This is a genomic window from Halothiobacillus neapolitanus c2, assembly GCF_000024765.1.
Classification (GTDB): Bacteria; Pseudomonadota; Gammaproteobacteria; order Halothiobacillales; family Halothiobacillaceae; genus Halothiobacillus; species Halothiobacillus neapolitanus.
Genome location: NC_013422.1, coordinates 1082813 through 1096630 on the forward strand (window position 1 = coordinate 1082813; position 13818 = coordinate 1096630).

The window sequence follows — 13818 nt, forward strand, 5'->3', positions numbered from 1 at the left end:
CGTGAGCACGCCATGCCTAATACACTTTCCCCTCAAGCCCTCGATACCCTGAGTTTTGGCGTTCCACTGGCAGAAGGCGTCAGCATTCAGGATCGATTGCGTCAGCAGGGTTTCGGTTTGTTGAGTGCAGAAGCGGTATACGCGCTGATCGGCCCCGGCGCGGACTCATGCGCGGATGCAATGCCTATGTGGGCCGACTTACCTGCCGATGAATACCTCAAGGATGGTGGGCACTATCGTTACCGACGTCATGGCAGTTTTATTCAGCATGTTTCGGTGGGCGGGAGCACGGATGTGCTCGATCTGGTGCCCCATCGTCCGCACTGGCAGCCGACTTCCTACAATGCACTGCACGGTGGCATGTTGCGCCGGTTCGAACCACTTACTCCTGAATTTATGGCATTGCCGTTCTGGCAACCACTGGTGACCCATTTGGGGCGCCTGTTTGCCGAAATTCGCCCCGTGGCGCGCTGGTTCATCGAAACGCATCAATTCCGCATCGATACCCGTGACGGCGTAGGCAGGCCCACACCGGAAGGCGCGCACCGCGACGGGGTTGATTTCGTGGTGGTTATCATGATCGGCCGCAGAAACATTCGCGGCGGCGAAACCCGTGTGTTTGAAGTGGATGGCGCGCGCGGCGTTCGGTTTACCTTATCCGAACCATGCAGCGCCTTGCTGATGGACGATTGTCGAGTCATCCATGAAAGCACCCCGATCATTCCGGTAGGCAATCCGAATGACGGCTGGCGCGATACCCTGGTGCTCACCTTCCGTTCGGGCGGTTTTCTGGCCCCGTGATGGCGTCTTTCGGTGGCCACTGAACGGTGTATCATGAGTACCCGATTTGACCCTCAAGCCGCCTATCTATGACGACCGATTTTAAGCTTCCCGCACGCACGCAAAACAACACCTCATCGGTGTCTGAAGCCTTCTCCAATGTGCGTATGCCGCCGCATTCCCAAGATGCGGAGCAGGCCGTACTGGGGGGGCTGATGCTGGATCATCTCGCGCTGGAAAAAATCAGCGATGTGCTGCGTCCGGAAGATTTCTACCGCGCCGATCACCGCAAGGTGTATGAGGCCATTCTGGATCTGTCCGAAGGCAACAAGCCCTTCGATGCGGTGATGGTGGCCGAGTGGCTTTCCAAGCGCGATCAGCTTGAAGAGGCGGGCGGCGTACCTTATCTGGTCGAACTGGTTGAAGCCGTACCCACGGCAGCCAACATTCTGGCCTACGCACAGATGATCCGCGAAAGCTCGGTGCTGCGCAAACTGATCGACGTGGGTACACAGGTCGTGCAAATGGGCTATCGCCCGGAAGGTCGCGCGGCGGCCGAAGTCATGGAATTTGCCGAACGCGAGATTTTCTCGATCGCCGATGAAGGCGAGCGTCTCAAGCGCGGTTTCAGGCCCATCAAGGAACTGATGACCGGTGCCATGGATCGGGTGGCCGAACTCTTCGAGCGTGAAGAGGCGATTACCGGTCACGCCACGGGCTTCAAGGACTTCGATGAAATGACATCCGGCCTTCAGGCGGGCGATCTGGTGATCGTTGCCGGTCGTCCATCGATGGGCAAGACCACCTTCGCCATGAATATTGCCGAACACGTCGCGATTTCCGGCAAAAAGGCGGTGGCGGTGTTTTCGATGGAAATGCCCGGCGAACAACTGGCGCTGCGTATGCTCAGCTCAATCGGCCGTGTTGATCAAACCCGAGTGCGAACAGGTCGGCTCGACGATCAGGATTGGCATCGCCTCACCTCCGCCGTGGGTATTCTGAGTCAGACACAAATTCATATCGACGATACCCCCGCACTGTCGCCCAGTGATTTGCGTTCGCGGGCGCGGCGACTGGCGCGCACCTGTGACTTGGGGGTGATCGTGGTCGATTACCTACAGCTCATGCAGGTGCCGGGCACGAAGGAAAACCGCACCAACGAAATCTCCGAGATTTCCCGCTCGCTCAAATCCATCGCGAAAGAACTCAGCGTACCTGTGATTGCACTGTCGCAGCTCAACCGCTCCCTGGAACAGCGCCCGAACAAGCGTCCGGTCATGTCGGATCTGCGTGAATCCGGTGCCATCGAGCAGGATGCCGATTTGATTGTGTTCATCTACCGCGATGAGGTCTACGACAAGGAATCGCCACAGAAGGGCATGGCAGAAATCATTATCGGCAAGCAGCGTAACGGCCCCATCGGTAATCTATTTCTTACCTTCCGTGGGCAGAACACCCGCTTTGAAGATTACATACCCAATGACGTGCTGCCGGAGGGCTATCACTCATGAGTGACTTGCGTCCGTTGCAGGAAATCACCCATACCGAAGCGATTGATCTGCGCCGACCTGAACTCACGATTGACCTCGCCGCGTTGCGACACAATGCCGCGGTGGCACGTCAGGTCGCCAAAGGCCGTAAACTGCTCGCCGCAGTGAAGGCGGATGCCTACGGTCATGGCATGGCAACGGTTGCCCGCGCGCTGCGCGATCGGGTCGATGGCTTCATGGTCGCCACACTGGGCGAGGGCGAGGCATTGCGCCTGGCGGGCATTACTCAGCGCGTGCTTGTGCTGCAGGGCGTGATGAGTCAGGCCGAGGCCCGCCGTGCCGCCCGCCGTTTTCTCGAACCGGTATTCCACCACGCCAGCCAGATCGATGCTGTCGGCACGGTCGGTTTCGGTCTGCCGCTCACGGCCTGGCTCAAACTGGATACCGGCATGCATCGGGTCGGCTTCACGCCGGAAGAATTCGCGCAAGCCTATGCCCGCCTCAGTGCATTGCGCGGGGTGCGTCCGAATCCGAATGTGCTGACACATTTCGCCTGTGCCGACGAGCCGGATCGCGCCCCGACCGACGATCAGATCACCTTATTCAAGCAGACGACCACCGAATGCTCCGGTGAAACCAGCCTGTGCAACTCAGCCGGGTTGCTGGCCTATCCGCACGCGGGCGGTGACTGGGTACGTCCTGGCATCATGCTGTATGGTGGTAACCCATTCATCACCGGCACGGCCGCCGATTGGGACTTGAAGCCGGTGATGACGCTTACGACGCAGTTGATTGCCGTTCGTGAAGTGCAGGCGGGTGAGCGGGTAGGGTATGGCGGTAAATTTACGGCACCGGCAACCATGCCCGTTGGCGTCGTGTCGATCGGTTATGGCGATGGCTATCCGCGCCACGCCCCGAACGGCACGCCGATCGTCGTCAATGGGCAGCGCTCGCAAGTTATCGGTCGGGTTTCGATGGATCTGGTCACGGTCGATTTGCGCGGCATTCAAGCCCAGGTCGGCGATACCGTACAATGCTGGGGCGATCAACTGCCCATCGATGAAGTCGCACAGGCGGCGGGCACCATCAGCTACGAACTCATGTGTCAGATGAGCGGGCGCGTCACGCGGCGCGTGGTGGAAGTGTCCGAATAACACAACATTTGATCGTTTTGCCACTCGAACGGAGAAAACGCATGCACGTACTCGTATTCCAACACGTTCCTTTCGAAGGTTTGGGTGCGATGGCGCCGTGGCTGGATGCTCGAAACGCACAAGTGCAGGTAATCCGGCAGTACGAACCGGATTCGGGCATGCTCCCCGCGCTCTCTGCCATTGACCTGATCATCGTGCTCGGCGGCCCGATGAGCGTGCATGATACCGATCACCACCCGTGGCTTGAAGCCGAAAAGGCCTACATTCAATCGGCCTTACGTGCCAAAACCCCGATACTCGGGCTCTGCCTCGGTGCGCAGCTCATCGCCGAGCAACTGGGTGGTGCCGTGCGCAAAAACCGCTTGCCCGAAATCGGCTGGTGGCCCATTCATTGGCATGCGGCGGCCCAGCATATCTGGCCTCAATGCCACTGTGCCGAGAGGCCAGAGCTTGAAGCCATCGAAGCGGCCGGTACGCGTGTATTCCACTGGCATGGCGAAACCTTTGATCTGCCAGCCGAGGCGCACTTGTTGGCACACAGCGCTGCCTGCGCGAATCAAGGTTTCCTATTTCGGGATCATGTGGTCGGGTTGCAATTTCATCTGGAAATGACACCCGAAACGGTCAAGCAATTGATGATGAATGCAGAGGATGAACTCGTCGATAGCCCGTTCGTTTCAACGGCTGAAAAGATAAAGTCGGAGCCCGCCGACACCTACGCACTAAACCAGCGCCTTATAGGCGAATTGCTGACATACCTTGTCGCTCCCAGATGATCGTAGGCGTTGAAATCCCAGTAGATCCTGGTTCGTTGTTTCAAGAATGCCGTTCAAGAAATAACCCTGTAGATATTGATGACATTCAGATAACGACGCGCTAGAATGTCCTTATAAACTTGATTGAGGTGAAAACTATGTCAGCGTTCAAATTCGAAAACTTCCCATTGACCTTCATCATCGGCCTGATTTGCTTCGCATGGCTCTCATTCTTGAGCGTTATCACCTTCGGTTGATTCAATAGCTCGACCGCGCTCAAAGTTTGGTCGAAGCAACAAAAACCCGCCAACAGGCGGGTTTTGTGGTTTAAGAGCGGGCGAAACCCTAGAAAGTCAGGCAACGCGAAGGCGTTACGATTCTGACCTTATCCAACAATCGCAGATCAGCAACCAAACCGGCACACATTCATACCCAAAAACTGATCATAAGCCTCGCCGCTACGCAACCAATGCCACATATGCGCTTCGAGTTCATTGCCCGTTAACGCCGTTTCCAACTCACAAAACGTACCATAGGGAAAACGCGGGCTACCCTTCGGTTCAGCCACCACCGTTGTATCCTCCACAAACAGACTGAAATCCGGCTCTTCAAATCTAAAAGCAGCAAAAGCACCACCTCCGTGCTCGGCAAACAGGCGCTCAACTTGTTGGTTAAAATTTGAAAGGGTTATAGGTCTGAACATGGCGTAACCTGGAAGGTTTTATCAAATGGATTAGTTACTGAGCTTATCAGGGGATGAGTCGGGTGGAAAAGTGAGATGGACCCAGCTTCATGCCCAGCATTTGCCGTGTTCAAAAGCCCGTAGGTTGGGCTAAGCGTCGCATATTAATTTTTAATCTGCTAATCATTATATTTATCTCTTATCTTATTATTTTGTTATTAATTTTATTAACTTATCATTTGTTTTTATTATCTTGCTGATGTTATCTTGGTTGAGAGTATTTATTTTGTATAAATCAAGAATTTGGTCGCTTAGAATATCTATAAATGAAGCAAATATGTAAAACATAGCTCCAATCGATGCTAATACCAGTTTTGCTGTTTCTGGTCGATGTCTTGGTCTATAGCTTTTTAGGTAGTGATAAACTCTCACGATTAATCCGCAAGTGGCTGTGATAGCTGCGTACTCAGAGCTTTGGAAAATAGATAATTGTACTGCGGCGCTTATCCATAATGCTGCTTCAATTAAGTCTAACGAAAGATCGGTGTTTATTTTTTTTGTAGAATTCGTGTTTAAACTATTTTTTTTGATGTAAATCGATACAGCTGCAACGGCCACGATTAAGTTTAAAATTGCTGTGGTGAGTGATATGTAATTATTTACCGTGTCCATTGTTGTTCTAATTATCTTATAGATTAAATAAACCCGCCATTCGGCGGGTTTGTTGTTTCTCTTACCAGTTTAGCGCGCCACCTGTTTGGTAGTCGGTGACTCGGGTTTCGAAGAAGTTTTTCTCTTTTTTCAAATCAATGACTTCGCTCATCCAAGGGAAGGGGTTGGTCGCCCCGGGGAAGAGTTCGGCGAGACCAATCTGGTTGCAGCGGCGGTTGGCAATAAAGTGCAGGTATTCGGCGCACATTTCCGCATTCAGACCGAGCAAGCCGTGCGGCATGGTGTCGCGAGCGTAGGCGATTTCGAGCTCCGCGGCTTCCTTGAGCATCCGGGTGACTTCGGCCTTGAAGTCTTCGGTCCACAGATGCGGGTTTTCGATCTTGATCTGGTTGATCACGTCGATACCGAAGTTCATGTGGATGGATTCGTCGCGCATGATGTACTGATACTGCTCGGCGATACCGGTCATCTTGTTGCGGCGGCCCAGAGAGAGGATTTGCGCGAAGCCAGTGTAGAACCACATGCCTTCGAACACGACGTAAAACGCGACCAGATCACGCAGGAAGTCTTGTGCGCCTTTGGTGGTGCTGGTATCGAAGTCACCATCAGCGAGGTTTTTGGTGTACTTGAGTGCCCACTCATCTTTGGCGGTGATGGAGGGGATTTCGCGGTACATGTTGAACAATTCGCCTTCGGCTAGACCCAAGCTTTCCACGATGTACTGGAAGGTGTGGGTGTGCACGGCCTCTTCAAAGGCTTGACGCAGCAGGTACTGGCGGCATTCGGGGTTGGTGACCTGCTTGTAGATGGCGAGCACGATGTTGTTGGCAACGAGGCTTTCAGCGGTGGCGAAAAAGCCCAAGTTACGCATGATCATGGCGCGCTCGTCGGCGGTGAGTCCGCCATCACGGCCTTTCCACAGGGCGATATCGGCTTGCATGGAGACTTCGGTCGGCATCCAGTGGTTGTTGCAACCGGCGAGATATTTTTCCCAGGCCCAGGTGTATTTCATGGGCAGGAGTTGATTGACGTCGGCGGTGGCGTTGATGATGCGCTTGGCCGATACATCGACGCGGCCCGCACCCTGCGCGATGCCTTCCAGACCGGTTTGACCGTGTGGGGACGCGTGATCGCCTGAGTCGACGGCCTGGGTGACGTCCGTTGTGTCGTCCATCGCTGAGGTCATGTTCGACATCATTTCGGGCGTCATGCCCGCATTCGGGTTTGATTTCGCTTCCAGTTCGTTCCAATTCAACATGTTCTGTTCCTCTCTTTCTATTATTCCAGTACGTGCAATCGAGCCGCTTATTGACAGGCTTCGCAGCCGGGGTCGTCGATGGCACAGGCTTTCGGTAGGGCTTCGGCAATAGGATCAGCACTCACGCCGCGCAGCTTGCCGTCCAGTTTCGTCATGGTGGTCTTCTCTACGCGCGTTTTGGATGAAGCACGCAGGTAGTAGGTGGTTTTAAGGCCAACCAACCAGGCGTTCTTGTACATCTGGTCCAGTTTCGGGCCGGAAGGATCGGCCAGATACAGATTGAGCGATTGCGCCTGATCGATCCATTTCTGGCGACGCGAACCGGCTTCGATCAACCAGCGCGGCTCGACTTCGAACGCGGTCGCATACAGCGCCTTGAGCGAATCCGGGATACGGTCGATCTGCTGTACGCTGCCGTCGAAGTATTTGAGGTCGTTAACCATCACTTCATCCCACAGATCCAGCGCCTTGAGGTCGCGCACGAGATACGGGTTGATGACGGTGAATTCGCCGGACAGGTTCGATTTAACGAACAGGTTCTCGAAGGTCGGTTCGATCGACTGGGCCACACCGCAGATGTTGGAGATGGTCGCAGTCGGTGCGATGGCCATGGTATTGGAGTTACGCATGCCTTGAACCTTGATTTTGGCTCGAACGGCTTCCCAATCAAGTGTGGTATCGCGGTTCATGACGAGGTATTTGCCACGCGCTTCGGCCAGCAGGTCGATGGAGTCGATTGGCAGGATGCCACGGCTCCACAGCGAACCCTCAAAGCTCTGGTAACGGCCACGCTCGGCGGCCAGATCGCTCGACGCGCTGATGGCGTAGTAGCTCACGGTTTCCATGGAGCGATCGGCAAACTCGATGGCCTGTTCGGACGAGTAGGGGATCTTCTGGATATGCAACGCATCCTGGAAGCCCATGATACCTAAGCCCACCGGACGGTGACGCAGATTGGAATTGCGCGCTTGCGGTACGGAGTAGTAGTTGTACTCGATCACGTTATCCAGCATCCGCATGGCGGTCTTGATGGTGCGGGCGAGTTTTTCCTGATCCAGTCCATTTTCGGTGACGTGCTGGGCAAGGTTAACCGAACCCAGGTTACAGACGGCGATTTCCTGATCGTTGGTGTGCAGGGTGATTTCCGTGCACAGGTTCGATGAGTGAACCACACCGGCGTGTTGGTTGGTGTAACGCAGGTTGCACGGATCCTTGAACGTGATCCACGGGTGGCCTGTTTCGAACAGCATCGACAACATCTTGCGCCACAGGTTGGTGGCCTTGATGCGGCGGAAGTTCTTCATTTCGCCACGGTCAACGCGCGCTTCGTAGGCGGTGTATGCCTTTTCGAATGCCAGACCGGTCAGATCGTGCAGATCAGGGCAATCGGCCGGTGAGAAGAGGGTCCATTCGCCTTCTTCCATCACGCGCTTCATGAACAGATCGGGCACCCAGTTGGCGGTGTTCATGTCGTGGGTGCGGCGACGGTCGTCACCGGTGTTCTTGCGCAGGTCGAGGAATTCTTCGATGTCCAGATGCCAGGTTTCAAGATAGGCACACACGGCACCCTTGCGCTTGCCGCCTTGGTTGACCGCCACGGCGGTGTCGTTGGCGACTTTCAGGAAGGGTACGACGCCTTGTGATTTGCCGTTGGTGCCTTTGATGTGGCTAGACAGGGCGCGGACGCGGCTCCAGTCGTTACCCAAGCCGCCAGCGAATTTGGAGAGCAGGGCGTTGTCCTTGATCGCGGCGAAGATGCCGTCCAGGTCGTCCGGCACTGTGGTGAGGTAGCAGGAAGACAGTTGCGGGCGCAGGGTGCCGGAGTTGAACAGGGTCGGCGTGCTGCTCATGAAGTCGAATGAGGACAACAGTTTGTAGAATTCAATCGCGTGGGTTTCGCGGTCGATTTCATTGATGGCCAACCCCATGGCGACGCGCATGAAGAAGGCTTGCGGCAGTTCGAAACGCACGCCGCCTTCATGCAGGAAGTAGCGGTCGTATAGGGTTTGCAGGCCGAGGTAGCTGAATTGCAGGTCACGGCTGGTGTCGATGGCATCGGTCAGGCGCTTGATATCGTACTGGCGCAGGGTCGGGTCGAGCAGTTCGTGCTCGATACCGGTGTTGATGTACGACTGGAAGTAATCGGCAAACAGGCCGGAAAGTTCGGATTGCGTGCAGACGGTCACCGGTTGCTTGGTGAAGCGCAGAGCTTCGGAACGAATGCCGTCGAGCAGCAAGCGGGCGGCAACAAACGAGTAGTTCGGGTCCTTTTCGATCAGGGTGCGTGCACTCATCACCAGTGCGGTGTTGACTTCTTTTTCAGGCACGCCGTCGAAGAGATTGCGCAGCGTTTCTTGCAGCACGGCATTGGGATCGACATCGGTCAGATTACTGCAAGCCTCGCCGATCAGAGCGTTCAGCCGAACGTGATCCAGCGGGCTGCGGGTACCGTCTGCGTGGGTTACGTTCAGAACAATCTCAGGTGTGGCTTGGTCTGGCGCTTCTGCGGCACGCTTCTGGGCTTGATGTTCACGGTACAACACGTAGGCACGGGCAACTTTATGGTGGCCTTCGCGCATCAGGGCCAGTTCGACCTGATCCTGAATGTCTTCGATATGCACGGTGCCGCCGCCCGGTGCGCGACGCTTGAGGGCGGATGAAATCTGATCCGACAAGGCATTCACGAGATCATGCACACGCATGGAAACGGCAGCACCACTGCCTTCTACCGCCAGGAATGCCTTGGTCATGGCTACCTTGATTTTCGAATCATCGAATGCGGTCACCTTGCCGTTGCGACGAATGACACGCAGTTGACCGGGTGTGGTGGCGGCCGTGTCGATGGTCGAGTGTGCTGCGGAGGGTGCGCTGTGCGCGGTGGTGGGTTTGGTTGCGGTTTCAGTGGCGGTGCTTGCTGTCATGTTTTCCATCCTGATTGTCCATTGTTGGGGGCGGTGGCGAGTGCAGTGGCTAAGTCGGTTCGTCTTGTGTGTTCGGTAAATCACGGGGATCAAACGCTCATTGCGTGCGCGCTGGCGCGGCTTTGGACGCGCAACAGTCGAAACCCGTGGTGATTCGATGCCAAGGATTTTTGGACAGCGAGGGGGGAATGTCAACCGGTATTTATACTAACTAAAGTGCTTTCTTAAATTGATTAACACAACATGTAGTGTATATCGGTTCGTTGCCAGTGTGCTCTATTCGGAGGAGAGCCTGTGGATAAGTTGAGCGCAAAATTGCCAGGTAGCCGATGAAACAGTCGCTTGGACGCTACCGGGGCGAATTGGATATTCGGCGAATATCAGCAGGACGCCTACGCCAAATACAGGGGGGATTAGTGTCCATTTTTTTGCAAATTTTGAGGTTTTTCAGCTTGCGTGGTGGATGTGCTCGGCAGGATGCGCGGCAAGCCGTTACAATTCGCGGCACTCAATCAGAATCAGGGAGGGGTTATGCGCGTACTTGTCACCGGAGCGGCCGGATTTATTGGTTCAAGCACGGCTCTGCGTTTGTTGGCGCGGGGCGATACGGTATTGGGTATCGATAATCTCAACGATTACTACGACGTGAACCTTAAAAAGGCGCGTCTGGCACGTTTGGACGCGCATGAAAGGTTCGCGTTCATTGAAATGGATATCAGTGACCGACCGGCTATCGAGCGGCTGTTCGCCGAACAGAAGATCGACCGGGTCGTGCATCTGGCCGCACAAGCTGGCGTGCGGTACTCCATCGAAAACCCGCATGCCTATGTCGAGAGTAATCTCGTCGGTTTCGTGAACATCCTTGAGGGGTGTCGCCACGCATCGGTCGGGCATTTGGTGTATGCCTCATCAAGCTCGGTCTATGGCGCGAACGAGTCATTACCCTTTTCGGTGCATGACAACATCGACCATCCACTGTCGCTGTATGCAGCAACCAAGAAGGCCAACGAGCTGATGGCACATACTTATTCGTCGCTCTACCAGCTGCCGACCACCGGTCTGCGGTTCTTTACGGTGTATGGCCCGTGGGGGCGGCCTGATATGGCGCTGTTTAAGTTCACCAAGGCCATTCTGGCGGGTGAACCGATCGATGTGTTCAATTACGGCAAGCATCGGCGGGATTTTACCTACATCGACGATATCGTCGAAGGGGTCATCCGCACGCTGGATCATACGGCAGAGTCCAATCCGAACTGGAATGGCGCGAAGCCCGATCCGGGCACATCCCGTGCGCCGTGGCGCGTGTATAACATCGGCAACAGCCAGCCGGTGGAATTGCTGACCTACATCGAGTGCATCGAGCAGGCCATCGGCAAGAAGGCGGAACTGAATCTGTTGCCGATGCAACCAGGTGATGTGCCGGATACGTTTGCGGATGTGGCCGATCTGGTTGCCGATGTCGGCTATCAGCCCAGCACGCCGGTGGATGTAGGTGTGCGGAATTTCGTGGATTGGTATCGCAGCTATTATTCAGTCTGATTTCTTGTTTTCGGTGGCCTTCACGGCAGCATGATAATGCGCCTTGATCTCGTCAATGTTGACGCGGGTTGGCGGCAATTCCAGCCCCATTTCGTCCAGCGTTTCGGAGATGATCTGGGAAATAGCCAGGTTCCTGAACCATTTGTGGTTGGCCGGGATGACATACCACGGCGCCGTCAGTGTGCTGGTTTTGACCAGCGCTTCTTCATACGCTTCAATATATTGCGGCCAGAACTTGCGCTCTGAGTAATCCGATTCACTGATCTTCCAATGACGCCTGGGGTCGTCCAACCGCTTCTTGAAACGTTCGAGCTGCTCTTCCGGACTGATATGCAAAAAGAACTTGAGGATGCGCGTGCCATTTTCTGCGAGCAGATGCTCGAAAGCGTTGATCTTTTCGTAGCGCTGCGACCAGACTTCTCGTGGCACCAGATCATGCACCCGAACCACCAATACATCCTCGTAATGCGAGCGGTTGAAAATGACCACTTCGCCAGCCGCTGGCACATGGGCATGTGCGCGCCAGAGAAAATCATGCGCGGACTCCAGTGGCGTGGGCTGCTTGAAACCGTGGACACGAGTGCCCTGGGGGTTCATGGCGCTGAAGACATGGCGAATCACGCCATCCTTGCCTGCCGCATCGAGTGCCTGCAATACCACCAGCAGTGATTGTCGGCCATCGGCATAGAGGAGGAACTGATCCTCTTCCATGCGTTGAAGATAGGTTGCCGTTAGTTCGGCGGCTTTCTCCTTGTCGATGTCACCGGTGTCGTCGGGGTCGATGTCGGCCAGAGAAAGCTTCTTGAGCGGGTCGACCAGAAAGCGTGCGCGATAATCCATCGGTATGGCCCAGCTGATAAGTGGAAAGTACCGATTATGCCGCAGTTTTTTCCTGCCGGCGCATCAGATTCCACAGCGTCTGACCACCGGCCACAGCGAGGTAGAAGGTGCAGGCCGTGGCGATGATGCTGGCGCCGGAGCTGAGGTCGAATTGGTAGGCGACCCAGAGCCCGCCCAGACAGAACACGAAACTCCAGATGCCGGAAGCGACCATCAATCCGGCCAGACTCTTGGTGTGCCGCTCGGCAAGGTAGGGTGGCAGGGTCAAAAGGGCGATCACCAGAATCAAGCCGACGACCTGAATCATCATCACGACCGCCTCGGCGACCATGATCAGAATCATAAAGTAAAGCCATTGCACGGGAATGCCGCGCGAGCGGGCGAAATCCGGATCGAAGGAAAACGACAGAATATCGCGGTAAAAGTAGAGCGTGAGGCTGACGATGACGACATCGATGCCGAGCATGAGCCATAAATCACTGGCCGGGACCGTGAGGATGCTGCCGAACAGATAACTCATCAGGCCCACGTTGTAGCCCGGTGTGAGGTTGATCATGATGATGCCGAACGCCATGCCCGCTGCCCAGATCACGCCGATGAGGGTATCGGTTCGTTCACGCTTCTTTAATGTCAACGTGCCGAGGAGCATGGCTGCGCCCGCGGTGAAGGCGCCGGCCGTCGGCAGGACGGGTGCGCCGAGAAAGAAGGCCAAACCGACACCGCCATACGCCGTGTGTGCGATGCCGCCGGCCATGAACGTGAGCCGGTTTACCACAATCAGCGCGCCAATCACGCCACAGGTGACGCTCACCAGCAAGCTGGCCAGCAGGGCATGCTGCATGAAGTTCTGCTGCAATAACTCAGTGAGTGTCATGGCCACATCCGGATGCTGTCTTGCCCTGAGTTTGAGTGAGTTTGTTCTCGGAAGGCATGGTTTCTACCATCTGTTGCAGCAGGGAATGCACCGGGCAGCCGGCCTCGTGAATGCCGTACATCAGATCAAGCATCGCCGGGGTCAGTTGGGCACCCGATGAGGCGAGGGCAAAACGGTTCACCGCAATAATGCCGGTCACCGCGTTGGCTGTAATGCCCAAATCATGACTCACCATGACGACCGTGGTTTGAGCATCCAGCCCGGTCAGGGTTTCGAGGATGCACTGGCGGCCGTAGGGGTCGATGTTCGAGAGTGGTTCGTCGAGAATCAGCAATTCTGGCTGGGTAATCAATGCCCGAGCGATCAGAACGCGCTGGCGTTGGCCGCCGGACAGTTCATTCAAGCGGCGTTTGCCAAGATCCGACACACCAGCCCGGCGCATGGCGTGTTCGGCCTGTGCGCGTTCTTCACGGGTATAACGAATACCACGTCGCTTTCCAAGCAGGGTATTCCCTTGGGCCAGCCCCATCAGAACCACCTGTTCGACCGAGGCGGGAAAGCCGGGCGAGGTGTTGCTATGCTGGGGCACGTAGCCGATACGGTCTGGATTGGTGCCGGGACGTTCGCCGAAGATGCGCACCTCGCCCTCGGTGGGCGTGAGTAGGCCCAAGATCAACCGCATGAGCGTGGTCTTGCCGCCGCCATTGGGCCCGATGACGGCGATGAATTCACCCCGTGCAATGTCGATGTTGATGTCACTCAGCGCACGCGTGTTTTCAAAGTCGAAAGCCACGTTACGCAGTTGAATGATCGGCTCGGGCATGATGGCCTTTTGCGAGTGCGCGTCCATGTG

The 13818-nt window shown here is 55.7% G+C and carries 12 protein-coding genes; 5 read left to right on the forward strand and 7 right to left on the reverse strand.

Annotated elements, in window-relative coordinates:
* Positions 1-12: 12 nt before the first annotated feature.
* The 4 genes from HNEAP_RS05045 (at position 13) to HNEAP_RS05060 (ending at position 4200) form a co-directional block, all read left to right on the forward strand.
* Positions 13-801 carry a 2OG-Fe dioxygenase family protein gene (locus HNEAP_RS05045; protein ID WP_012823874.1) on the forward strand — a complete coding sequence of 263 codons (789 nt, stop codon included), beginning with the start codon at positions 13-15 and terminating at the stop codon, positions 799-801.
* A 146-nt stretch (positions 802-947) separates the two neighbouring features.
* Entirely contained in the window at positions 948-2291 is a 1344-nt protein-coding gene (gene dnaB, locus HNEAP_RS05050; RefSeq protein ID WP_049772573.1) for a replicative DNA helicase, read from the forward strand.
* Complete coding sequence (gene alr, locus HNEAP_RS05055; protein WP_012823876.1) at positions 2288-3424, forward strand: alanine racemase; 1137 nt, start codon at positions 2288-2290, stop codon at positions 3422-3424. Before dnaB ends, alr begins: the two co-directional genes overlap by 4 nt.
* 41 nt (positions 3425-3465) lie before the next feature.
* On the forward strand, positions 3466-4200 hold the full coding sequence (locus HNEAP_RS05060; RefSeq protein ID WP_012823877.1) for a type 1 glutamine amidotransferase: 735 nt from the start codon (positions 3466-3468) through the stop codon (positions 4198-4200).
* 382 nt (positions 4201-4582) lie between these two features.
* Here the strand turns inward: HNEAP_RS05060 and HNEAP_RS05065 are convergent, their stop codons facing one another.
* The 4 genes from HNEAP_RS05065 to HNEAP_RS05080 all read right to left on the reverse strand — a co-directional run bounded on the left by HNEAP_RS05065 (position 4583) and on the right by HNEAP_RS05080 (position 9712).
* Entirely contained in the window at positions 4583-4882 is a 300-nt protein-coding gene (locus HNEAP_RS05065; protein ID WP_012823879.1) for a hypothetical protein, read from the reverse strand.
* 186 nt (positions 4883-5068) lie between these two features.
* A complete protein-coding gene (locus HNEAP_RS05070; protein ID WP_012823880.1) occupies positions 5069-5533 on the reverse strand; it encodes a hypothetical protein in 465 nt (154 codons plus the stop codon).
* Positions 5534-5594: 61 nt separating this feature from the next.
* A complete protein-coding gene (locus HNEAP_RS05075) occupies positions 5595-6791 on the reverse strand; it encodes a ribonucleotide-diphosphate reductase subunit beta (RefSeq protein WP_012823881.1) in 1197 nt (398 codons plus the stop codon).
* Between the two features lie 47 nt (positions 6792-6838).
* The gene (locus tag HNEAP_RS05080) at positions 6839-9712 is read right to left on the reverse strand and encodes a ribonucleoside-diphosphate reductase subunit alpha (RefSeq protein ID WP_012823882.1); all 2874 of its coding nucleotides are present in this window, start codon (positions 9710-9712) and stop codon (positions 6839-6841) included.
* Positions 9713-10243: 531 nt separating this feature from the next.
* Here HNEAP_RS05080 and HNEAP_RS05085 point away from each other — a divergent pair.
* Positions 10244-11251 (forward strand): NAD-dependent epimerase, encoded by a 1008-nt coding sequence (locus HNEAP_RS05085; protein WP_012823883.1) that lies wholly within the window; start codon positions 10244-10246, stop codon positions 11249-11251.
* Here the strand turns inward: HNEAP_RS05085 and HNEAP_RS05090 are convergent.
* From HNEAP_RS05090 to HNEAP_RS05100, 3 genes are read right to left on the reverse strand one after another with little or no spacing between them, the layout of a single operon-like run.
* Positions 11243-12091, reverse strand: coding sequence for a polyphosphate kinase 2 family protein (locus HNEAP_RS05090; protein ID WP_012823884.1), 849 nt, complete (start codon positions 12089-12091; stop codon positions 11243-11245). The two genes, HNEAP_RS05085 and HNEAP_RS05090, sit on opposite strands and share 9 nt — an antisense overlap.
* Positions 12092-12125: 34 nt before the next feature.
* Positions 12126-12965, reverse strand: coding sequence for a metal ABC transporter permease (locus HNEAP_RS05095; RefSeq protein WP_012823885.1), 840 nt, complete (start codon positions 12963-12965; stop codon positions 12126-12128).
* The gene (locus HNEAP_RS05100; protein ID WP_012823886.1) at positions 12952-13815 is read right to left on the reverse strand and encodes a metal ABC transporter ATP-binding protein; all 864 of its coding nucleotides are present in this window, start codon (positions 13813-13815) and stop codon (positions 12952-12954) included. The genes HNEAP_RS05095 and HNEAP_RS05100 overlap by 14 nt, the downstream gene beginning before the upstream one ends.
* Positions 13816-13818 lie beyond the last annotated feature (3 nt).

Coding starts and splice junctions, on each gene's coding strand:
- HNEAP_RS05045 (WP_012823874.1), top strand. CDS start 13: ATGCCTAATACACTTTCCCCTCAAGCCCTCGATACCCTGAGTTTTGGC.
- dnaB (WP_049772573.1), top strand. CDS start 948: ATGCCGCCGCATTCCCAAGATGCGGAGCAGGCCGTACTGGGGGGGCTG.
- alr (WP_012823876.1), top strand. CDS start 2,288: ATGAGTGACTTGCGTCCGTTGCAGGAAATCACCCATACCGAAGCGATT.
- HNEAP_RS05060 (WP_012823877.1), top strand. CDS start 3,466: ATGCACGTACTCGTATTCCAACACGTTCCTTTCGAAGGTTTGGGTGCG.
- HNEAP_RS05065 (WP_012823879.1), bottom strand. CDS start 4,882: ATGTTCAGACCTATAACCCTTTCAAATTTTAACCAACAAGTTGAGCGC.
- HNEAP_RS05070 (WP_012823880.1), bottom strand. CDS start 5,533: ATGGACACGGTAAATAATTACATATCACTCACCACAGCAATTTTAAAC.
- HNEAP_RS05075 (WP_012823881.1), bottom strand. CDS start 6,791: ATGTTGAATTGGAACGAACTGGAAGCGAAATCAAACCCGAATGCGGGC.
- HNEAP_RS05080 (WP_012823882.1), bottom strand. CDS start 9,712: ATGACAGCAAGCACCGCCACTGAAACCGCAACCAAACCCACCACCGCG.
- HNEAP_RS05085 (WP_012823883.1), top strand. CDS start 10,244: ATGCGCGTACTTGTCACCGGAGCGGCCGGATTTATTGGTTCAAGCACG.
- HNEAP_RS05090 (WP_012823884.1), bottom strand. CDS start 12,091: ATGGATTATCGCGCACGCTTTCTGGTCGACCCGCTCAAGAAGCTTTCT.
- HNEAP_RS05095 (WP_012823885.1), bottom strand. CDS start 12,965: ATGACACTCACTGAGTTATTGCAGCAGAACTTCATGCAGCATGCCCTG.
- HNEAP_RS05100 (WP_012823886.1), bottom strand. CDS start 13,815: ATGGACGCGCACTCGCAAAAGGCCATCATGCCCGAGCCGATCATTCAA.